The sequence below is a fragment of the Dermacoccus sp. SAI-028 genome (assembly GCF_004346775.1).
In the GTDB taxonomy this organism is placed as follows: Bacteria; Actinomycetota; Actinomycetes; order Actinomycetales; family Dermatophilaceae; genus Dermacoccus; species Dermacoccus nishinomiyaensis.
This window is the reverse complement of the sequence record NZ_SMFS01000001.1, coordinates 1023023-1042649: the sequence shown is the minus strand read 5'-3', so window position 1 is coordinate 1042649 and position 19627 is coordinate 1023023. Positions and strand designations below refer to the sequence as shown.

The following is a 19627-nucleotide window of genomic DNA, read 5'->3' as shown; positions in this document are numbered from 1 at the left end:
GCCCGGCTCAGCAGCGGCTAAGGCTTCAGGATCAACGGCCATCTTCTTTCGGCCGCTTCGTCAACGCTCGCTCCGGCAGGATCCTCACTACGTTCCGGTCCTACCGCCGCTCGCTCGATCCTCAGCGGCCAGCCGAACCTTCGACATAGTCCGAATCCGTGTCCGAGTCCTTCAGCCACGACATGAGGCCACGCAGTTCCTTGCCCGTCTTCTCGATCGGGTGCGAGGCGCCCTTCTCGCGCAGCTTCTTGAACTCCGGCGCGCCAGCGTCCTGGTCGTCGATGAAGCGCTTGGCGAAGTTGCCGTTCTGGATGTCGGTGAGAACGGCCTTCATGTTCTCCTTGACGCGCTCGTCGATGACCCGCGGGCCCGAGACGTAGTCGCCGAACTCGGCCGTGTCGGAGATCGACCAACGCTGCTTCGCGAGGCCACCTTCGACCATGAGGTCGACGATGAGCTTCAGTTCGTGCAGGCACTCGAAGTACGCGACCTCCGGCTGGTAGCCGGCCTCCGTCAGCGTCTCGAAGCCGTACATGACGAGCTGGCTCGCGCCACCGCACAGGACGGCCTGCTCACCGAACAGGTCCGTCTCGGTCTCCTCGGTGAACGTCGTCTTGATGCCGCCGGCACGCAGGCCGCCGATGGCCTTCGCGTACGCCTTCGCGAGATCCCAGGCCGAACCCGAGGCGTCCTGCTCGACGGCGACGATGACGGGCACGCCGCGACCGTCGACGTACTCACGACGCACGAGATGGCCGGGGCCCTTCGGCGCGACCATGACGACGTCGGCGTCCGACTCGGGCGTGATGTAGCCGAAGCGGATGTTGAAGCCGTGGCCGAACAGCAGCGTCGTGCCGGGCTTGAGGTTGGGCTTGATGTCGTTCGCGTAGACCGTGCGCTGCACCTGGTCGGGCGTGAGGATGACGACCACGTCGGCTTCCTTCACCGCGTCGGCGACCGAGAGAACCGTGAGGCCCTCGTTCTCGGCCTTCTGCTTCGACTTGCTGCCCTCGGCGAGGCCGATGCGCACGTCGACGCCCGAGTCGCGCAGGTTGAGCGCGTGGGCGTGGCCCTGCGAGCCATAGCCGATGACGGCAACCTTCTTGCCCTGGATGATCGACAGGTCGGCGTCGTCGTCGTAGAACATGTCAGCCACGGGAGAAACTCCTCTTCATCACGTCCGCCGCATCGAAGCGGCGGCCTGTTCGGTTCGATTCTGCCCGAGCACTCACTCGGGCGGAAAGTTCAGTTCTTCTTCTTGTCGCGCGCCGAGATGGCCTTGGAGCCGCGACCCAGACCGACGACGCCGGACTGCACGAGCTCGCGGATCCCGAACGGCTCGAGCGTCGTGAGCAGCGCCTCGAGCTTCGTGAGCGTGCCCGTCGCCTCGATGACGACCGACTCGTTGGTCACGTCGATGATGTTGGCGCGGAACATCGTCACGAGATCGATGATCTGCGAGCGCGTCGCGGCGTCAGCCTTCACCTTGAACAGCACGAGCTGACGTTCGATGGCGCTCGCGTGGTCGAGTTCGACGACCTTGAGCACCTCGACGAGCTTGTTGAGCTGCTTGACGACCTGCTCGAGCGCGACGTCGTCGGCGTCGACCGTGACCGTCATGCGCGAGACGTGCGGATCCTCCGTCTCCCCCACGGCGAGGGAGTGGATGTTGAACCCGCGTCGCGAGATCAGCCCGGAGATGCGCGCGAGCACACCCGACTTGTTCTCGACGAGCACGGACAGGATGTGGCGGTTCGTCGTCATCGCTGCTGCTCCTTCGTCTGCGCGGCGTCGGCTGTGGCAGCGCCATCCTCGCGGGCCGCTTCGACCGCCTCGTCCTCGTCCGGGATGTTGACGTCGTCGGCGTCGTCCTCGTCGCGATCCCAGACGGGCGTGATGTCGCGCGCCATCGTGATGAGGTCGTTGCTCACGCCGGCGGGCACCATCGGCCACACCATCGCGTCGCGCTCCACGACGAAGTCGATGACGACGGGACGGTCGTTGATCTCGAGCGCCTGCTTGATCGTCGCGTCGACGTCCTCGGGCCGCTCGCAGCGCAGGCCCACGCAGCCGTAGGCGTCGGCGAGCTTGACGAAGTCGGGGATGCGGCTGCCGCCGTGCGAGGTGTGCAGGTCGGTGTTCGAGTAGCGCTCGTTGTAGAACAGCGTCTGCCACTGGCGCACCATGCCGAGGCTCGAGTTGTTGATGACGGCGACCTTGATCGGGATGTCGTTGATGACGCAGGTCGCGAGTTCCTGGTTCGTCATCTGGAAGCAGCCGTCGCCGTCGATCGCCCAGACGGTGCGCTCCGGCTCGGCGGCCTTCGCACCCATCGCGGCGGGCACCGAGTAGCCCATCGTGCCGAGGCCGCCGGAGTTGATCCACGCGTTCGGACGGTCGTACGTCACGAACTGGGCCGCCCACATCTGGTGCTGGCCGACGCCGGCGACGTACGTGCCCTCGGCCCCGGTGAGCGCCGAGATGCGTTCGATGACGTACTGCGGCGCGAGCTTGTCGTCCTCCGGCGTCGCGTAGCCGAGCGGGAACTGCTCCTTCCACGACGCCGTCGTCTCACGCCACGTCGCGTAGCGCGAGGTGTCGACGTCGTCGAGCGCACGCGCCAGCTCGAGCAGCACCTCGCGCGCGTCGCCCACGATCGGGACGTCGGCGTATCGGTTCTTGCTGATCTCGGCCGGGTCGATGTCGGCGTGGATGACCTTGGCCTCGGGCGCGAAGCTGTCGAGCGCACCGGTGACGCGGTCGTCGAAGCGGGCGCCGATCGTGATGAGCAGGTCGGCGCGCTGCAGCGCCGTCACGGCGGGGACGCTGCCGTGCATGCCCGGCATGCCGAGATGCAGCTCGTGGCTGTCGGGGAAGGCGCCGCGCGCCATGAGCGTCGTCACGACGGGGATCTGCGTCTGCTCGGCGAGCGCCTTCAGCTCCTTGCTCGCCTCGGCGCGGATGACGCCGCCGCCGATGTAGAGCACCGGGCGCTCCGCTGCGCGGATCATCTCGGCGGCCGCCTTGATCTGCTTGGCGTGCGGCGTCGTGACGGGGCGGTAACCGGGCAGTTCGAAGCGCGGCGGCCACGAGAATGTCGTCTTCGACACGAGCGCGTCCTTCGTGATGTCGACGAGGACCGGGCCCGGGCGGCCGCTGCGCGCCACGTGGAACGCCTCGGCGATGGCGCGCGGGATGTCGGCCGGGTCCGTCACGAGGTAGTTGTGCTTCGTGATCGGCATCGTGATGCCGCGGATGTCCGCTTCCTGGAACGCGTCCGTACCGATGGTCTTGGAGCTGACCTGGCCGGTGATGGCGACGATCGGCACGGAGTCCATGTACGCGTCGGCCAGGGGCGTGACGAGGTTCGTCGCGCCGGGGCCGGAGGTCGCCATGCAGACGCCGACCTTGCCGGTGGCGGCGGCATAACCCTGCGCCGCGTGACCGGCGCCCTGCTCGTGGCGGACGAGGATGTGGCGGACGGAGACCGAGTCGAGCAGCGGGTCGTAGGCCGGCAGGATCGCACCGCCGGGCAGGCCGAAGACGGTCTCGACGCCCTGCGCCTCGAGCGCGAGGACGAGGCTCTGCGCGCCGGTGACGCTCACCTGCTCGCCTGCGCGCTTCGCCGCGACGTCACCCGGGGTGGGTGCGCGATCGGTCGTCGCCGTATCGCTCATCAGTACTCACCACTTTCACCTGGAGGTCGTGCACGAGGGTCTGGCATCAAAAAATCCCCCAGCCTGTGCGGCGATGAGGGATCAGCGTGCGTCGTGTCGGTCGAACCGATCAGAACGCACGCTGCGTGAGTACGAGAACCTGTGCCATGTCACATAGTTTTGTCGCGGGGTTACTCATGGGTCAACATCGTGAGACGCGCATCTCACGATGCGGTCAGCGAAGGGCGGCGTTCGGTGTCCGCGTCAGCCCGCCGTCCCGGGGCGAGCGGTGGTGAGGCTCGCGCCGCCGGGCAGGAACGAGGTCCACGCTCCGGTGGTCTCGAGCACGGCAGCCGAGGCCGGCACGAATCCGCGCGTGACGACATCGATGTCCGCGCCCTCGCCGGCACACAGGTCATGGGCAAGCTGCGGCAAACCCGGCGCGTGGCCGACGACGATCGCGCTCGTCGCCTCGGGCGCCGTCGCGTCGAGTTCGTGGACGACGGCCAGCAGCGTCTGCGTGTCGGCTTCGCAGACGGCGGGCTCCATCGTGATGATGACGCCATGGCCCGTCTCGTCCTGGATGGCGGCCCACGTCTCGCGGGTGCGCAGCGCCGGCGAGCACACGACGACATCGCCGAGCAGCCCCTCGTTCTTGAGCCACCGGCCGACGGCGCGGGCCTCGCTCACGCCACCGTCACTGAGGTGGCGCGCTTCGTCACCGTCAGGGCCGGCCGGTTCGGCGGTGGCGTGACGAAGGAGTACGAGACGTCGGGTGGTTTCACTCACCTGCTCATCTTCGTCGCCGCGTACGCCTCACGCCAAACGCGGCCACGCGGCCCGCATGAGGCCGCGACGCTCTGGCCGCCATCGTCGCTCGGCGTGGCCATCGACGATCGCATCGGCGTCGGCCGTTCGGCCTTCAGTCGGAGGTCCGTGCCGGACCGATCTCAGGCGGGGCTCGCCCAGACGACGAAGTTGTTGGTGTGGTGCTGCGCGTTGGCCCAGCCGCTCGAGGAGTCGCAAGTGACGAGTGCGAGGACCGGGGCGGCGCTCGCGCCCCACACGCGCGAGTCGTTCTGCAGCGCGTTCTTGTCGACGCTGGCCTTCGAGGTGATGACGAAGTCCTTGTGCGTGCCGTCGGCGTAGGAGATCGTGACCCGGCCACCGACCGGGGCGCTCGACAGCTTGTAGAACACGTCGGGCCCGTTGTAGGTGACGTGGCCCGCGAGCACACTGATGCCCGGCTTGCCCGGGGTCACACGCCCGTATCCGGTGAACTGCTGGATGACGCCGCTCGGCGGGTTCAGCACGCCCCCGTTGAGCCCGCCGGGCACGATGCTGTGATCGAGCCCGATGCTCGGGATCGAGATGTTGACCGCGGCGGACCTCGGAACCGCGACGCTCGCGCCACCGCTTCCTCCGCCGGGTTTGGAGACGCCGCTCGATGCGCTCGCACGCGGCGTGGCCGAGCCGCTGGGACGACCGGCTGACGATGGGCCGCTGGTCTGAGGGGCCGGGGCAGCCGACGACGACGCGGCCGACGTGCTCGACGCTGCCGTGCCCGACGGCGAGGGCGCGGAGCTGGACGACGTGACCGAGACGGACGACGGCGATGTCGACGATGCTGAGACGGAGACGGACTTGTCCGAGCTTCCCCCACCGCTACCACACGCACTCAGACAGAGCGCGACCGAGACCGCGCCGACACACTTCCCCAAGGTGTTCTTCATGGCGTCAGTCTAGGTCGCCCTGGACGCGGTGACGCCGGGATCCGTCGAGGACCCCGGCGTCACCGTGCATCGCGAGACGCTCGTCAGCGGCGCGCGCGACGCGCCACGACGAGCCCGCCACCCGCGAGGGCGAGGGCGCCCAGGCCGGCCGCGGCAGCGGTGGTGTCGTTCTGGTTCGTGACGACGCGGTCCGTCTCGACCTTCGGGCCCTGACCCGTGGTGGTCGGGGCCGACGTGGTGGGAGCCGGCTTCGTCGGCGCGGGCTTGGTCGGAGCCGGCTTGGTCGGCGCGGGCTTGGTCGGGGCCGGCTTCGTCCGGGCCGGCTTCGTCGGCACCGGCTGCGCGGTGGGCTTGCCTGCGGCGGACCAGTCCGTGAACGGAAGGACAGTGGGCAGGCCGGCACAGCTCGACGGAACGCGACCCGAGACGCTGAAGGAGGAACCGGTCGAGGCAGCGTGTGCCGTCACCGTGATCGGCTTGCCTGCGTAACCCCCGACGGCGTAGACGGTACGGCTCGCCGTGTAGGGCGAGACGTTCTTCGTCACGAGCGGCTTGAAGCCCGAAGCCGTGAACGTGACCTGCGACTCCGTCTTGTTCAGCGTGCGGTAGCCGAATGCGAAGTTCGGCTTGCCCTTGTCGCACCAGTAGGTCATCGACGTGTACTGCAGGTTACCGCTGATGTGCGTCTCAGCCGCCTGCGATGCGCCTGCACCTGTGAAGGCGAGCGCGCCGACGCCGACCGCTGCGAGACCAGCAAACTTCTTCATGATGGCACCTTTCGAGATTTCCTTTGGACTCGGCGGTGCGTCATGCTCTGCGCGGCCCCCGCAGGGATCGCGGTGAACGCTGACCCCTCCCCGCCTGTGATTCAGCTAAGCACAGGCTGGGAGGATTGTCAGTGGTACTGCGCAGTAATGCAGGTGAATCATCCGGAAACGGGTTTCGTCCACACGACGAAGTTGTTGAGGTGGTGCTGGCCGACGAGCTTGGATTCGGCGTCGCACGTGATGAGCACGAGGCTGGGTGTGCTCGAGGAGCCCCACACGCTCCGGTCGGTGCGTAGGGCCTGCTTGTCGACCGACTTCTCCCGCACCACGACGAACTTCTTCGACGAACCATCGGCGAACCCGACGCTGAGCTGATCGCCGACCTTGACCTTCTCGAGGTTGGCGAACACGTCGGGGCCGTCATAGGTGACGTGCCCGGCGATGACCGAGATGCCGTTCTGGCCCGGGCTGACGGTGGCGTTGTACCACTGCGTCACGCCGGGGGGCGGCGAGATCTCGCCGTCGTCCGTGAGACCCATGCCCGTGAGCTTGCGGTCGAAATCAATCGACGGGATCGTCAGCTTCACCGGCACGCTGCCGCCGCCCTTCGACGCCTTCGCGGTCGGCGCCACGGACGTCGTGGGCACTGAAGCGGTGTGGTCCGACGACGAGCCGCCCGAGCCACCCGATGAGCACGCCGTGGCGCCGAACAGCGCGGCGCCGGCTACCGTCAGAAATCCTCGACGATCCATGGGCGTCCCTTCGTCCGTCACATGCCCGCTCGCGCTCAGGCCTGTCCGAGCTGGGTCAGGATGATCGTACGGGCCTTGGCCGCGTCGGCCTGGCCCTTCATCTCTTTCATCACCTGGCCGATGAGCGCGCCGGCGGCCTGCACCTTGCCGTCACGCACCTTCTGCGCGACGTCTGGGTTGGCGTCGATGACCTTGGCGACCGCGGCCTCGAGCGCGCCGTCGTCCTGCACGAGTTCGAGGCCGCGGGCATCGGCCACCTGGGTCGGCTGGCCCTCGCCGGCGAGCACGCCTTCGAGCGTCTGACGGGCCATCGAGTCGTTGAGGCGCCCCGACGTCACGAGTCCGTCGAGCTCGGCGATCGTCGCCGGCGTCACGTTGCGCTCAGCGGCGAACTCGACGAACGGCTGGCCGGCCTTGTTGGCCAGGCGGGCGATCTCGCCCGTCCACCACTTGCGGGCACCGGCCGGCGTCGCGCCGGCAGCGATCGTCTCCTCGATCGTCTCGACGGCGCCGGCGTTGTAGACGTCGCGCATCTCGAGGTCGGAGAGACCCCACTCGCCCTGCAGACGCTTGCGGCGCTCCGCGGGCGGTTCGGGCAGCGTCGCGCGCAGCTCCTCGACCCATTCGCGGCTCGGCGCGACGGGGACGAGGTCGGGCTCGGGGAAGTAGCGGTAGTCGTCGGCGTCCGACTTCGGGCGCCCGGAGGTCGTGACGCCCGTGTCCTCGTGCCAGTGGCGCGTCTCCTGCAGGATGGAGCCACCGTCGTCGAGGATGGCGGCCTGGCGGGTGATCTCGTAGCGCACCGCGCGCTCGACGGAACGCAGCGAGTTGACGTTCTTCGTCTCCGTGCGGGTGCCGAACTCGTCGGCGCCCTTGCGCATGAGCGAGACGTTGGCGTCGCACCGCATCGATCCCTGCTCCATGCGGGCGTCCGAGACGTCGAGGGCGCGCATCAGCTCACGGATCGCGGCGACGTACGCCTTTGCGATCTCGGGCGCGCGCTCCCCCGCTCCGACGAGCGGCTTCGTCACGATCTCGATGAGCGGGATGCCCGCGCGGTTGTAGTCGAGCAGCGAGTGGTCGGCGCCCTGGATGCGACCGGTCGCACCACCGACGTGCAGCGACTTGCCCGTGTCCTCCTCCATGTGCGCGCGCTCGATCTCGACGCGCCACGGGGTGCCGTCCTCGAGCTCCACGTCGAGGTAGCCGTCGAACGCGATCGGCTCGTCGTACTGCGACGTCTGGAAGTTCTTCGGCATGTCCGGGTAGAAGTAGTTCTTCCGGGCGAAGCGGCACCACTCGGCGATCTCGCAGTTGAGCGCGAGACCGATGCGGATGGCCGACTCGACGCCCTTGGCGTTCACGACAGGCAGCGCGCCCGGCAGACCGAGGCAGACGGGGCACGTCTGCGTGTTGGGCTCGGCGCCGAACTCGGTGGCGCAGCCGCAGAACATCTTCGTGTTCGTGTTCAGCTCGACGTGCACCTCGAACCCCATGACGGGGTCGTACGTCGCGAGGGCCTCGTCGTAGTCGAGGACGGCGTCCATCAGTTGTTCTCCTTCAGTGCCGGAGCCTTCGCGAGCAGCGGCCCGCCCCAGGTCTTCTCGAGTGCCTTCTCCAGCGCGGCCCCGACCTCGTACATGCGCTCGTCCTTCGTCGCGGGTGCGAGGATCTGGAAGCCGACGGGAAGCCCGTCGTCCGACAGACCGGCGGGCAGCGACATGCCGGGCAGACCGGCGAGGTTGGCGGGGATCGTCGCGACGTCGTTGAGGTACATCGCCATCGGGTCCTCGAGCTTCTCGCCGAGCTTGAACGCCGTCGTCGGGCACGTCGGACTGACGAGGACGTCGGCCGTCTCGAACGCCTTGGCGAAGTCGCGTGCGATGAGCGTGCGCACCTTCTGCGCCTGGCCGTAGTAGGCGTCGTAGTAACCGCTCGAGAGGGCATAGGTACCGAGGATGATGCGTCGCTTCACCTCGCTGCCGAAGCCCGCGTCACGGCTGGCGGCCATGACCTGCTCGGCCGACGGAGCCTCGACGCCCTCGGGCGAGACGCGCAGGCCGTAGCGCATGGCGTCGAACTTCGCGAGGTTGGAGCTGACCTCCGACGGCATGACGAGGTAGTAGGCGGCGAGCGCCTGTTCGAAGCTCGGGCACGAGACGGTCACGACCTCAGCGCCGGCGTCGACGAGGGCCGCAACTGCCTCGTCGAAGCGCGCTTTGACGCCGCTCTGGTAACCCTCACCGTCGAGCTGCTCGATGATGCCGATCTTCATGCCGGAGACGTCGCCGCGCTTCGCCGCCTCGACGACGGGCGGGACGGGGGCGTCGATCGACGTCGAGTCCATCCCGTCGTGCCCGCCCATGACGTCGTGCAGCAGCGCGGCGTCGAGGACGGAACGGGTGCACGGGCCCGCCTGGTCGAGCGAGCTCGCCATGGCGATGAGGCCGTAACGGCTGATGCCGCCGTACGTCGGCTTCGTGCCGACGGTGCCGGTGACGGACGCGGGCTGACGGATCGAGCCGCCCGTGTCGGTGCCGACCGCAAGGGGCGCCTCGAAAGCCGCGACGGCGGCGGCCGAACCGCCACCGGAGCCGCCCGGGATGCGCTCGAGATCCCACGGGTTGTGCGTCGGACCGTAGGCGCTGTGCTCGGTCGAGGAACCCATCGCGAACTCGTCCATGTTCGTCTTGCCGAGGATCGGCATGCCGGCAGCGCGCAGCTTCGTGACGATCGTCGCGTCGTACGGCGGGATCCAGCCCTCGAGCATCTTCGAACCGGCCGTCGTCGGCTGGCCCTTCGTCGTCACGACGTCCTTGACGGCGACGGGGACGCCGGCGAGGGGGTGCAGCGTCTTGCCGGCGGCGCGGTCGGCGTCGACCTGCGCGGCCGTGGCGAGCGCCTCCTCGGCGTTGACGTGGAGGAAGGCGTGGACGTCACCGTCGACCGCCGCGATGCGGTCGAGGTGGGCCTGCGTCAGCTCGACGGAGGTGAGGCTGCCGTCGCCGAGCTTGCTCGCCATCTCGGCGGCGCTGAGGCGGATGATGTCGTCGGTCACGGTCGAACCCTTGCTCGTCTCGTCGGTCGTGTCAGCACTCATGGATCAGTCCTCGCTGAGGATGCGCGGCACCGCGAAGCGCTGCTGCTCGCTCGCCGGGGCCATCGCGAGCGCCTCCTCGGCGCTCAACGACGCTCGCACCTCGTCAGCACGCGTCACGTTCGTCAGGGGCAGCGGGTGCGACATCGGCGGGATGTCATCGGCCGCGACCTCGCTGACGCTGGCCACGAAACCGACGATCGAGTCGAGCTGGCCGGCGAACGTCTCCAGTTCGTCGTCCGAGAGCTGGATGCGGGCCAGGCCGGCGACGTGCGCCACCTCATCGCGGGAGAGAGAAGACATGGGCGTCATCCTATGTGGTGTGTGGATCGGCGTGCTCGGGTGGGCACTCAGCCCACGAGCGCCTTCTTGACCAGGGCCGGGTCGGGGTTGGTGTGGGGACGGCCGTCGATGACGACGGTGGGCACGACCTCGTTGCCGTCATTGACCATCGCGACGAACTCGCGAGCCTCCTCGTCCTCCCAGATGTTGCGCCACGTCGCGCGCGTGCCGTCGGCGCCCAGCGCGCGCTCGAGGCGGGTGCAGAACGGGCAACCCGGCCGCCAGTAGATCGTCACGTCACTCATCGTCAGGTTCCTTCGTCGTGGTGTCGGCCGGTGCGGTTTCACCGTCCGTGGTTTCATCGTCCGTGGCGGCGGGCTCCGGATCGACCGGAGCGTGAGCTTCTTCGAGCGCGTCGTCGACGGCAAGCTCGGACACTTCGTCACCCGCTGCGCCTTCGTCGTCGCCCACTCCGTCACCGAGAGCGGCCGCGCCGCCCTCGAGCAGGCGCGTGAACTGGGCCTCGTCGAGGATGCGCAGACCCAGCTCCTCGGCCTTCGTCGCCTTCGACCCCGCGTTCTCGCCGAGCACGACGTAGTCGGTCTTCTTGCTCACGCTGCCGGATGCCTTGCCGCCGCGCGCGATGATCGCCTCCTTGACGCCGTCACGCGTGAAGTTCTCAAGCGAACCGGTCGCGACGATCGTCAGACCGGCGAGGGTCTGCTCGATCGACTCGTCGCGTTCGTCCTCCATGCGCACGCCGCTCGCGGCCCACCCGGCGACGATGTTCTCGTGCCAGTCGACGGCGAACCACTCCTTGATCGAGTGGGCGATGACGGCGCCGACGCCGTCGGTCGCGGCGAGCGTCGCCTCGTCGGCGTCACGGATTGCGTCGATCGAACCGAACTGGGTCGCGAGCGCGCGCGCCGCCGTCGGGCCGACGTGTCGGATCGACAGGGCGACGATGACGCGCCACAACGGTTGCGTCTTGGCGACTTCGAGGTTGGCGAGCAGTTTCTCCCCCGTCGCCGAGACGATGCGTCCGTCGCGCACCTTGGCCTCCGGGTCGCTCTTCTTCGCGACGCGCGTGTAGAGGGGCACCCGGGCGAGGTCGTCGTAGGTGAGGTCGAACAGGGTGGATTCGTCCGTCAGCACCCCCGATTCGAGCAGCGAGATGGCGCCCTCCCAGCCGAGGGCCTCGATGTCGAAGGCGCCACGGCTCGCGAGCGAGAACAGGCGTTCACGCAACTGGGAGGGACAGGTGCGGCCGTTCGGGCAGCGGATGTCCTTGTTGCCCTCACGTTCGTAGGCGAGCTCAGTGCCGCAGGCCGGGCAGTGCGTCGGCATGACGAACTCCCGCTCGTCGCCCGTGCGCGCCTCGACGACGGGCCCGACGATCTCTGGGATGACGTCGCCCGCCTTGCGCAGCACCACGGTGTCGCCGATCAGCACGCCCTTGCGCTTGACCTCGAACGCGTTGTGCAGCGTCGCCATCGACACCGTCGAGCCGGCGACCCTGACGGGCTGCATCATGCCGAACGGGGTGACGCGGCCGGTGCGTCCGACGTTGACCTCGATGTCGAGCAGCTTCGTGTTGACCTCTTCGGGCGGGTACTTGTAGGCGATGGCCCAGCGCGGCGCGCGTGACGTCGCGCCGAGGGCGCGCTGCACCGCGATCTCGTCGACCTTGACGACGACGCCGTCGATCTCGTGCGTGACGGAGTGCCGGTGCTCCCCGTAGTGGGCGACGAACTTCTGCACCTCGTCCATCGTGTCGAGGACCTTGGCGTAGGGCGACGTCGGCAGCCCCCAGTCGGCGAGCAGTTCATAGGCCTCGCTCTGGCGGATGATGTCGAACCCGGTGCGCGCACCGATGCCGTGGACCAACATCCGCAGCGGCCGCTTGGCCGTCTTCGCCGGGTCCTTCTGTCGCAGCGAGCCCGCCGCCGCGTTGCGCGGGTTGGCGAACGGCGACTTGCCTTCTTCGACGAGCGAAGCGTTGAGCGCCTCGAACTCCTTGACCGGGAAGAACACCTCACCGCGGATCTCGACGAGCTGAGGTAGGTCGTCGCCGTGCAGTTCGAGCGGGATGCCCTGGATCGTGCGGACGTTGAGCGTGACGTCCTCGCCCGTGCGCCCGTCGCCGCGCGTCACGCCGCGCACGAGCTTGCCGTTCTCGTAGAGCAGGTTGATGGCGAGCCCGTCGATCTTCAGCTCGCACAGGTAGTGGAAGCTCGTGTTTGCCTCGCGCACGACGCGGTCGCCCCATTCCGCGAGTTCCTCCGGGCTGAACGCGTTGTCGAGGCTCAGCATGCGCTCGACGTGGTCGACGGCCGTGAACTCCGTCGAGTACGTGCCCCCGACTCGCTGCGTCGGCGACTCCGGCGAACGCAGCTCGGGGTAGCTCTCCTCGATGCCCTGCAGTTCGCGCAACAACTCGTCGTACTCGCCATCGCTGATCGTCGGCGCATCCTTCACGTAGTACGCGAACTGGTGGCCGTCGATCTGCTCGGTCAGTTCCGCCGCGCGGTGGCGCACCGCGTCGGGTACGTCGGTGCGCAGCGTGTCCGCCTTCGCCTGGCGGCCCTTCCTGGGCGTCGTCTCGCTCACGTGCTCCATCCTGCACCACCGGCACGACAACCCCGGAATTCCGCGGCTGAGGCCACGCGAGGCGGGTGTGCTGCTTGCGTCAGGTTCGACGCTCTCGTCGCCAGGACGAGCTATGGCACCAGATGCGTCGACGACGTCAGCCGACGCTTTCTCGCAGCATCGTGGCCGCTTCGATCGCGAGGCGCTGAATGCGAAGGGCATCCTTGGGCGGCAGCGTCGCCAGACCACACGCGGGGGTGACGACGAGGCGGTCGAACTCCGCAGCCCCGAATCCGATGCGGTTCCACATCGCGAGGAACCGTTCGACGTGGACGCGCGGGTGACGCTCGGTCGACGTGGTTGGCACGAGCCCGGCCCACAGCGTCATCCCGCCGTCGATCGCGTCACCCAGGGCGTCGAACTGGGGCTCGGCGACGAGCGACGTGTCGAGCGCGACACCGTCGAGGCCCGCGCGACGCAGGAGCGCGATCGGCGCGTCGGGCGCGCAGCAGTGCGCCGTCACGCTCGCCCCGCTCGCCCTGACCGCGTCGACGACGTCGCGCAGAACCTCACCGGCCCGCCCCTCGTCGACGGGATGCAGCCGGCGCATGCCGGACAGCGAGCGAATCGAGCCGGCGAGCACGGCGGGCAGGCTCGGTTCGTCGAGCTGGACGACGACGTCGGCGCCGGGCACGAGACGTCGCAGGTGCTCGACGTGGCCGACGGCGCCCGCGGCCAGCGACTGTGCCAGATCTCGCGACGCCCCGGCGTCGCTGACGACGCGTTCCCCGCGGGGCAACCACAGCGACGCGGCCAGCGTCCACGGACCGCACACCTGCGTCTTGAGCGGTCCGATATAGCCGTCGTAGGCCTCGGCGACCTCGTCGAGATCCTGTTGCAAGAACCCTTGAGCGCGGCGCAGGTCGCGCCCGCGAGCCGAGCCCGGGGGCGTGAGGCGCCAGCCACTAGGCTGCAGGTCGACCGGCATCTCGACGAGCAGGTCGGCAGCTCGGCCGATCATGTCGGCGCCCGGCCCACGCGCCGGTTGCTCGGGAACGTACGGGATGCCGAAGCCGTCGGGAACATCCCCGACGAGCAGGTCGCGCACCTGCCGCACGGCGTCGCGCGACCCGACGTCGGGCAGCGAACCGACGCCGCTCGTGCGAGGCCCGAGAAGATCTGCCACGGCCTACTCACTCGCCCCGACGCTCGGGGAACCGTCAGAGCTTGTCGTCGAATCTCCCACCGTAACAACAGAACTCGACTGACGCGGCGCACGTGACGTAGCGGTGATCGTCGCCGACCCGACGACGCGCGTGCCCTCGTACAGCACGACCGACTGCCCCGGCGCCACGCCGCGTGTGCGCGCGTCGAGCCGCACGACGACGCGGTCATCGTCAGCGGTCACGGTCGCAGGAAACTCCTCGCCGTGCGCCCGAAGCTGCGCGCCGAGCCGCACCTCACCGACGGGCGGCGGGCCGGGCCAGCGGGCGTGCGAGCCTTCGATGACGTCGACGCCGAGCAGATCGGCCGTTCCGACGACGACGGTGTTCGTCTTCGGCTGGACGTCGACGACGTACCGCTTCGCGTGGTCGTCGCGCGGCACCTTGAGTCCGAGCCCGCGACGCTGACCGACGGTGTACGCGTACGCGCCCTCGTGCCGGCCGACGACCTCACCGTCGGTGTCGACGATGTCGCCGGGCTTCTCACCGAGCCGCTTCGTCAGCCACGCCTTGGTGTCGCCGTCGGCGATGAAGCAGATGTCGTGGCTGTCGGGCTTGTTCGCCACGTAGAAGCCCTTGGCCGCGGCCTCCTCACGAATCTGCGGCTTCGTCGTGTCGCCGAGCGGGAAGAACGAGTGCGCGAGCTGCTCGGCGTCGAGCACCCCGAGGACGTACGACTGGTCCTTCGCCATGTCGACGGCCCGATGCAGCTCCTTGCCGTTCGGGCCCTCGACGATCTGCGCATAGTGACCGGTCGCGACGGCGTCGAAACCGAGCGCGAGCGCCTTGTCGAGCAGCGCCGCGAACTTGATCTTCTCGTTGCAGCGCAGACACGGGTTGGGGGTACGTCCGGCTTCGTACTCGGCGACGAAATCCTCGACGACATCGGCCTTGAACCGCTCGGCCATGTCCCACACGTAGAACGGGATGCCGAGGCGATCAGCGACGCGGCGCGCGTCACCGGCGTCCTCGATCGTGCAGCAGCCGCGAGCGCTCTCGCGCAGCGTGGCAGCGGACTGGGACAACGCGAGGTGGACCCCGACGACGTCGTGGCCCGCCTCGAGCATGCGCGAGGCGGCCACGGCGGAATCGACTCCACCGCTCATCGCGGCGACGACGCGCATCACGACACCTTCCTGGTAGCTTCCTGGGCTCTGCGGGCGCGTTCGGCGACGGCCGGCAGCGCCTCCAGAAAGGCGTCAACGTCGGCCTGCGTCGAGGTATGCCCGAGGGTGAGGCGCAATGCGCCGCGCGCTCGTTCCTCGGGGATGCCCATGGCGAGCAGGACGTGGCTGGGACGCGGCACGCCGGCCTGGCAGGCCGAGCCCGTCGAGCACTCGACGCCCGCGGCGTCGAGCAGGTAGAGCATCGAGTCGCCGTCACAACCGGGAACACGCAGGTGGGCGTTGCCGGGGAGCCGTGACGTGCTGTCGCCGCGCGTCCAGGCGCCGCTGATCTCGATACCGAGGTCGAGCGCGAGGGCGCCGTCGATGAGGGCGTCACGCAGGCCGACGAGACGCACGGCCTCATCTTCGCGTGCGGCACAGGCGAGTTCGACGGCGATGGCCAAGCCCCGGATGCCGGCGACGTCGAGCGTTCCGCTACGCACCTGACGCTCCTGGCCGCCGCCGTGGGTCAGCGGGTCGAGCTTCGCGTCGCGGGCGAGCAGCAGCGCTCCGACGCCTTGTGGCCCGCCGAGCTTGTGGCCGGTGAGCGCGAGCATCGTCGTGTTCGATGCGGCGAAGTCGACGTCGACGTGGCCGATCGCCTGCACCGCGTCGGTGTGGAACGGGATCGCGAACTCCGCGCAGACGGCACCGATCTCGGCGATGGGCTGCACGGTGCCGACCTCGTTGTTCGCCCACATGACGCTGACGAGCGCGACGGTCTGCGGCCCACCGTCAGCCTCGATCGCGGCACGGACGGCTGCTGCCGTGATGACACCGTCGCTCGTGGGTTCGACCCAGGTGACGGCCGCACCCTCGTGCGCGACGAGCGCCTCGACGGCGTCGAGGACGGCGTGGTGCTCGATGCCACTGACGACGAGCCGGCGCCGCGCGTCATCGATGCGGCGCGTCGCGCGGTAGGTGCCCTTGATGGCCATGTTGTCGCTCTCGGTGCCGCCGGAGGTGAAGATGACCTCCGACGGACGCGCCCCCAGAGCCGCTGCGATCCGCTCGCGCGACTCCTCGACGACGCCGCGCGCATTGCGGCCACTCGTATGCAGGCTGGACGCATTGCCCACGATTGCCATCTGTTTCGCCATCGCGTCGATCACCTCGGGGTGGATCGGCGAGGTGGCAGCATGGTCGAGATACACGCGATTCGGCACCCGCCAAGCTTAGTCCCGCCCGCCGACAGCGCCATGTCGCGCCCGATGAGCCTGGTGAACGCCTGGCGCGCAGGCCCGGTGTGGTCCCTGGAAATTCGGATGCATGCGGCGGACCTCACGGGTCACACTGACGGCGATGACCACCTCACCTGAATCCTCAGTCGGCCTCCACGACGCCATCACGACCGCTGCCCTGCGCGACGTCCACCCCCGATTGCGCGACTGGTACGACGAACCGACGCTGGCCACGAACATGCGGGCCCACCTCGCCGAAGGTGCCGAGTGGGTCGGAGACGAGGAGTTCGGCGCCGCCTACCGCGACGGCGTCGCCGTCATCGACGTGCCCGATGCCGTCGACTGGGCCAATCGCCTCCTCACCCTGCCCTGCGGTGGCTGGGCCGTCACCGGGATCCGGTTTCGAGGTCGCGACCTCACCAAGCCGTTCGTGGAGATCGCGGCGCACGACGTCGGCGACGCGTCGTCGGGCGATCACTGGCACGCCATGGCCGACGAGATCGCGCGGGCCTACGCCCCGTTCGCGCCCGGGAGGCTCCAGGTCTTCACGTCGTCGCCGGACTCGGCGCGCGTTTCCCTTGAAGCCTTCGGGTTTCAGACAGAGGTGGACACCTACCTCGTGGCCGGTCTCATTCGCGAGTTGCGAGAGCGTCCTCGGAGCACGAGGTTCGACGACGTGACCCTCGCGCCCATCTCGGCATCGGCGGCGTCGCGGCTCGCGGAGCGGGTCCACGACGATCTGGCGGAACAGAACCCCGAGACGCGTCTGTGGTCCACGCCCCAGACCCTGGAGGAATTCGACGAACACGCCGCGGCGGGAACGCTCTTCGGCATCCACCTCGCCGACCGACTCGTCGGGATCATCGCCGCCTTTCGCTGGAACGCCCATGGCATGACGGGATTCACCGTCGCCGAGAACGTCATCGACGCGCCGCACCGCGGCCAAAAGCTCGCCCCCGCTGCGATGCAGCACCTCTTCGAGATGCTGCCGGCCGCCGACGGCGACGTGCTGTGGGGCACCATCCACCCCGACAACACACCGTCACTGCACAACGCGTTGCGCGTCGGCCGCGAGATAGTCGGGGCTCACCTATGGCTCACGCCGGCGGGGTGGCCCGGCTGGTGACGCCGCCCCGACATCACCCTGCGCTCTCAGCATCGGGTGCCGGGATGTTGCGTACGGCATCTGAGAACGTCCCAACGGCTGCCGCGAGCAACAACAGGACGGCCACGCCCCCGGCGAGCGCCTCGAAGCCTGCCCAGTCGAGCACCAGACCGGACAATGCTTGCGCGCTGGAGCTGAACACGAGAGAAGCGAGGCCCGCGGCCGTCAGCACGCGTCCCCGCAGCTCGTCCGGAATGAGGCCGAGCAGGTAGGGCTGCGCCGCCACAGCGACGGTGGGCACGGGCATGAAGAGAAAGAGTGCGAGACCCACCATCCACCTGAAACTATGCGTGACGGCGAGAACGCTGGCGATCACCGCCATGGTGAGCATGGCTCCTGCTATGAGTTCACGAGCCGGCCAGCGTCCCATGACCCGGTGGGCGAGCATCCCGCCCAGCACGAGGCCGATTCCAGCGACGCCGTCCACCACACCCACACGCCAGGCGCCCTGCCCCGTTGCCTGCAGGTGCAGGTTGAGCCCGATGGCGAGTGAGATGACCGCGCAGTTCCCGATGAGCCCGAGTAGCAGGAGCGTCTGGGCCGCGCGCGAACGACGCAGCCACCCGAACCCTGCGAACAGCGCGGCATGCAGAGGCTCGGTGGGCCGCTCGCGGTCGAGTGTGCCGAGGCGGCGCGGCAAGCGCGTCGTGAATGCCCACTCCATTGCCGAGAGCACCACGTTGGACATGAACGGCACTACCGGCGCGATGCCGTAGAGCACACCACCGAGGGGCGGGCCGAGGGTGGCGATCACCGCGTCCCTCGTCTGCATGCGCGCGACGGCCTCTCCTAATTCATCCTCCTCGACGAGGTCAGGCAGAACGGTGTGGCGCACCGAGCCCAGTGCCCCACTGCACGCGCCTTGGATGACGGCCAGCGCTGCGAGCAGCCCGAGACTCAGCACGTCGGTGACGATGAAGGCAGCGAGCACGCCGTAGAGGAGCACCTCTACCCCGGCGTCGAGGAGGAGCAGGCTGCGACGGTCAAGGCGATCCGAGATCAGCCCGCCCGGTAGCACGGTGACGATCTGAGTGGCGGTGCGCAATGCACCCACCAGCGCCGCGGCCCTGACGTCGTGCGTCACGGAGTAGGCGAGGAGCGTCCAGCCAAGCATCGCCAAAGACGTGCCCAGCTGCGACACGGTCTCGCCCGCGAACCACAGGGAAAAAGCAGACCGACCTTTGGTAATCGTCATAGAACAGCTTCCCCGAGGACACTTTTGCAGACATCGATCGACAGTCTTCTCAGCGACGGGTCGAGGGCGCCAAGCCCATGCTCAGCCCCCCATACTCCGCGAGCCGTATGCGCAGGGGAGGACGTTCCCAAATCCAAGCGGCGGCCCAGCTGCGCGCGGTTGGCGGCGAGCCACGCCTGCGCGCTCGACGCATCGAGAGTTCTCAGCAAACCCGCCAAGCCGGCGTGCCACCCGAGACTGTGACTGTAAACGGGTCGAGAAAGACGATTTCGGAACATATCCAGACCGTGACTCACGCGGCGCCCGCCCACCTCAAGAGCTTTGGCGGCAAGAAGGAGGCCAGCAGCTCCCTCGACGAGATGAGGACTGCGCGCATCTGCCTGAGCGATAGATGGGAGTGAGTCTTGACTCACATTCAACATAGTCAAGCGACGCGAGACGTGGCGCGTACAGGCGTCCAAAACATCATCCTCGAGCCGGCCGACGATCGGTGGGATTGCCGGAAGTAGAGAGCAGACAATCTTCTCTTCACTCTGATCCTCGAAACATGTATTTTCCAACCAGAAGCCGGCAGCCCCTCGGAACTGCCCCAGTAGTCCCACATGGGCACCCCACCCCACGACGCGAGCCCCACCGCTCCAAATCAGTGATCCGACTCGGTCTGGATCAGAAGCGAGCTGATCACTGAGAAACAGGTCTTACTCGGGTGCCCTTCAGCGCGTCGACAGTCGGCGCGGACTCGATGGACTGCATTTCAATCGGTTGTATGGTGCTCTCCCAGAGTTTACACAATGTCAACTCTGGGAGGCTTGACTTCCTTG

General features: G+C 68.5%; 18 protein-coding genes. 2 read left to right on the top strand and 16 right to left on the bottom strand.

What is annotated here, in order from left to right:
* Positions 1–121 precede the first annotated feature (121 nt).
* The 5 genes from ilvC to EDC82_RS14500 all read right to left on the bottom strand — a co-directional run bounded on the left by ilvC (position 122) and on the right by EDC82_RS14500 (position 5023).
* On the bottom strand, positions 122–1156 hold the full coding sequence (ilvC, locus tag EDC82_RS04865; protein ID WP_006945953.1) for a ketol-acid reductoisomerase: 1035 nt from the start codon (positions 1154–1156) through the stop codon (positions 122–124).
* Positions 1157–1245: 89 nt separating this feature from the next.
* Positions 1246–1764: an acetolactate synthase small subunit gene (gene ilvN, locus EDC82_RS04860; protein WP_006946034.1), complete on the bottom strand. Its 519-nt coding sequence runs from the start codon at positions 1762–1764 to the stop codon at positions 1246–1248.
* A complete protein-coding gene (locus EDC82_RS04855) occupies positions 1761–3677 on the bottom strand; it encodes an acetolactate synthase large subunit (protein WP_131940769.1) in 1917 nt (638 codons plus the stop codon). The genes ilvN and EDC82_RS04855 overlap by 4 nt, the downstream gene beginning before the upstream one ends.
* 243 nt (positions 3678–3920) lie before the next feature.
* Positions 3921–4445 (bottom strand): histidine phosphatase family protein, encoded by a 525-nt coding sequence (locus EDC82_RS04850; RefSeq protein WP_062257701.1) that lies wholly within the window; start codon positions 4443–4445, stop codon positions 3921–3923.
* Positions 4446–4606: 161 nt separating this feature from the next.
* A complete protein-coding gene (locus EDC82_RS14500) occupies positions 4607–5023 on the bottom strand; it encodes a class F sortase (protein ID WP_255569627.1) in 417 nt (138 codons plus the stop codon).
* Between the two features lie 178 nt (positions 5024–5201).
* On the opposite strand from EDC82_RS14500, the gene EDC82_RS14495 reads away from it, so the two are divergent.
* Complete coding sequence (locus tag EDC82_RS14495; RefSeq protein ID WP_050786539.1) at positions 5202–5402, top strand: hypothetical protein; 201 nt, start codon at positions 5202–5204, stop codon at positions 5400–5402.
* Between the two features lie 70 nt (positions 5403–5472).
* Here EDC82_RS14495 and EDC82_RS14710 read toward each other — a convergent pair whose 3' ends face one another.
* The 10 genes from EDC82_RS14710 to EDC82_RS04795 all read right to left on the bottom strand — a co-directional run bounded on the left by EDC82_RS14710 (position 5473) and on the right by EDC82_RS04795 (position 16365).
* Positions 5473–6156, bottom strand: coding sequence for a hypothetical protein (locus tag EDC82_RS14710; protein ID WP_200829276.1), 684 nt, complete (start codon positions 6154–6156; stop codon positions 5473–5475).
* Between the two features lie 158 nt (positions 6157–6314).
* Complete coding sequence (locus tag EDC82_RS04835; protein WP_062257705.1) at positions 6315–6908, bottom strand: class F sortase; 594 nt, start codon at positions 6906–6908, stop codon at positions 6315–6317.
* Between the two features lie 35 nt (positions 6909–6943).
* Entirely contained in the window at positions 6944–8455 is a 1512-nt protein-coding gene (gatB, locus tag EDC82_RS04830; protein ID WP_131940766.1) for an Asp-tRNA(Asn)/Glu-tRNA(Gln) amidotransferase subunit GatB, read from the bottom strand.
* Complete coding sequence (gatA, locus tag EDC82_RS04825; RefSeq protein WP_131940764.1) at positions 8455–10008, bottom strand: Asp-tRNA(Asn)/Glu-tRNA(Gln) amidotransferase subunit GatA; 1554 nt, start codon at positions 10006–10008, stop codon at positions 8455–8457. Before gatA ends, gatB begins: the two co-directional genes overlap by 1 nt.
* Positions 10009–10011: 3 nt before the next feature.
* Positions 10012–10308 carry an Asp-tRNA(Asn)/Glu-tRNA(Gln) amidotransferase subunit GatC gene (gatC, locus tag EDC82_RS04820; protein ID WP_006946031.1) on the bottom strand — a complete coding sequence of 99 codons (297 nt, stop codon included), beginning with the start codon at positions 10306–10308 and terminating at the stop codon, positions 10012–10014.
* A gap of 47 nt (positions 10309–10355) precedes the next feature.
* Positions 10356–10592, bottom strand: coding sequence for a glutaredoxin domain-containing protein (locus tag EDC82_RS04815; protein ID WP_006945997.1), 237 nt, complete (start codon positions 10590–10592; stop codon positions 10356–10358).
* Positions 10585–12906 carry an NAD-dependent DNA ligase LigA gene (ligA, locus tag EDC82_RS04810; protein WP_235006117.1) on the bottom strand — a complete coding sequence of 774 codons (2322 nt, stop codon included), beginning with the start codon at positions 12904–12906 and terminating at the stop codon, positions 10585–10587. The genes EDC82_RS04815 and ligA overlap by 8 nt, the downstream gene beginning before the upstream one ends.
* A gap of 127 nt (positions 12907–13033) precedes the next feature.
* Complete coding sequence (locus EDC82_RS04805) at positions 13034–14062, bottom strand: methionine synthase (RefSeq protein ID WP_131940757.1); 1029 nt, start codon at positions 14060–14062, stop codon at positions 13034–13036.
* Between the two features lie 3 nt (positions 14063–14065).
* Entirely contained in the window at positions 14066–15223 is a 1158-nt protein-coding gene (mnmA, locus tag EDC82_RS04800) for a tRNA 2-thiouridine(34) synthase MnmA (RefSeq protein ID WP_131941997.1), read from the bottom strand.
* Positions 15223–16365, bottom strand: a complete 1143-nt coding sequence (locus tag EDC82_RS04795) for a cysteine desulfurase family protein (protein WP_235006282.1) — start codon at positions 16363–16365, stop codon at positions 15223–15225. Before EDC82_RS04795 ends, mnmA begins: the two co-directional genes overlap by 1 nt.
* A 202-nt stretch (positions 16366–16567) precedes the next feature.
* Between EDC82_RS04795 and EDC82_RS04790 the strand changes: the two genes are divergently transcribed.
* Positions 16568–17572, top strand: coding sequence for a GNAT family N-acetyltransferase (locus EDC82_RS04790; protein ID WP_131940755.1), 1005 nt, complete (start codon positions 16568–16570; stop codon positions 17570–17572).
* A gap of 13 nt (positions 17573–17585) precedes the next feature.
* On the opposite strand, the gene EDC82_RS04785 is transcribed toward EDC82_RS04790, so the two are convergent.
* Positions 17586–18806, bottom strand: a complete 1221-nt coding sequence (locus EDC82_RS04785) for an MFS transporter (protein WP_074040762.1) — start codon at positions 18804–18806, stop codon at positions 17586–17588.
* Positions 18807–19627: the final 821 nt, after the last annotated feature.

What these genes read in the sequence shown, in the direction of transcription:
- ilvN (WP_006946034.1), bottom strand. Translation starts at nt 1,764, where the DNA reads ATGACGACGAACCGCCACATCCTGTCCGTGCTCGTCGAGAACAAGTCG.
- EDC82_RS04855 (WP_131940769.1), bottom strand. Translation starts at nt 3,677, where the DNA reads ATGAGCGATACGGCGACGACCGATCGCGCACCCACCCCGGGTGACGTC.
- EDC82_RS14710 (WP_200829276.1), bottom strand. Translation starts at nt 6,156, where the DNA reads ATGAAGAAGTTTGCTGGTCTCGCAGCGGTCGGCGTCGGCGCGCTCGCC.
- EDC82_RS04835 (WP_062257705.1), bottom strand. Translation starts at nt 6,908, where the DNA reads ATGGATCGTCGAGGATTTCTGACGGTAGCCGGCGCCGCGCTGTTCGGC.
- gatB (WP_131940766.1), bottom strand. Translation starts at nt 8,455, where the DNA reads ATGGACGCCGTCCTCGACTACGACGAGGCCCTCGCGACGTACGACCCC.
- gatA (WP_131940764.1), bottom strand. Translation starts at nt 10,008, where the DNA reads ATGAGTGCTGACACGACCGACGAGACGAGCAAGGGTTCGACCGTGACC.
- gatC (WP_006946031.1), bottom strand. Translation starts at nt 10,308, where the DNA reads ATGTCTTCTCTCTCCCGCGATGAGGTGGCGCACGTCGCCGGCCTGGCC.
- EDC82_RS04815 (WP_006945997.1), bottom strand. Translation starts at nt 10,592, where the DNA reads ATGAGTGACGTGACGATCTACTGGCGGCCGGGTTGCCCGTTCTGCACC.
- ligA (WP_235006117.1), bottom strand. Translation starts at nt 12,906, where the DNA reads ATGGAGCACGTGAGCGAGACGACGCCCAGGAAGGGCCGCCAGGCGAAG.
- mnmA (WP_131941997.1), bottom strand. Translation starts at nt 15,223, where the DNA reads ATGCGCGTCGTCGCCGCGATGAGCGGTGGAGTCGATTCCGCCGTGGCC.
- EDC82_RS04795 (WP_235006282.1), bottom strand. Translation starts at nt 16,365, where the DNA reads ATGGCGAAACAGATGGCAATCGTGGGCAATGCGTCCAGCCTGCATACG.
- EDC82_RS04790 (WP_131940755.1), top strand. Translation starts at nt 16,568, where the DNA reads ATGACCACCTCACCTGAATCCTCAGTCGGCCTCCACGACGCCATCACG.
- EDC82_RS04785 (WP_074040762.1), bottom strand. Translation starts at nt 18,806, where the DNA reads ATGACGATTACCAAAGGTCGGTCTGCTTTTTCCCTGTGGTTCGCGGGC.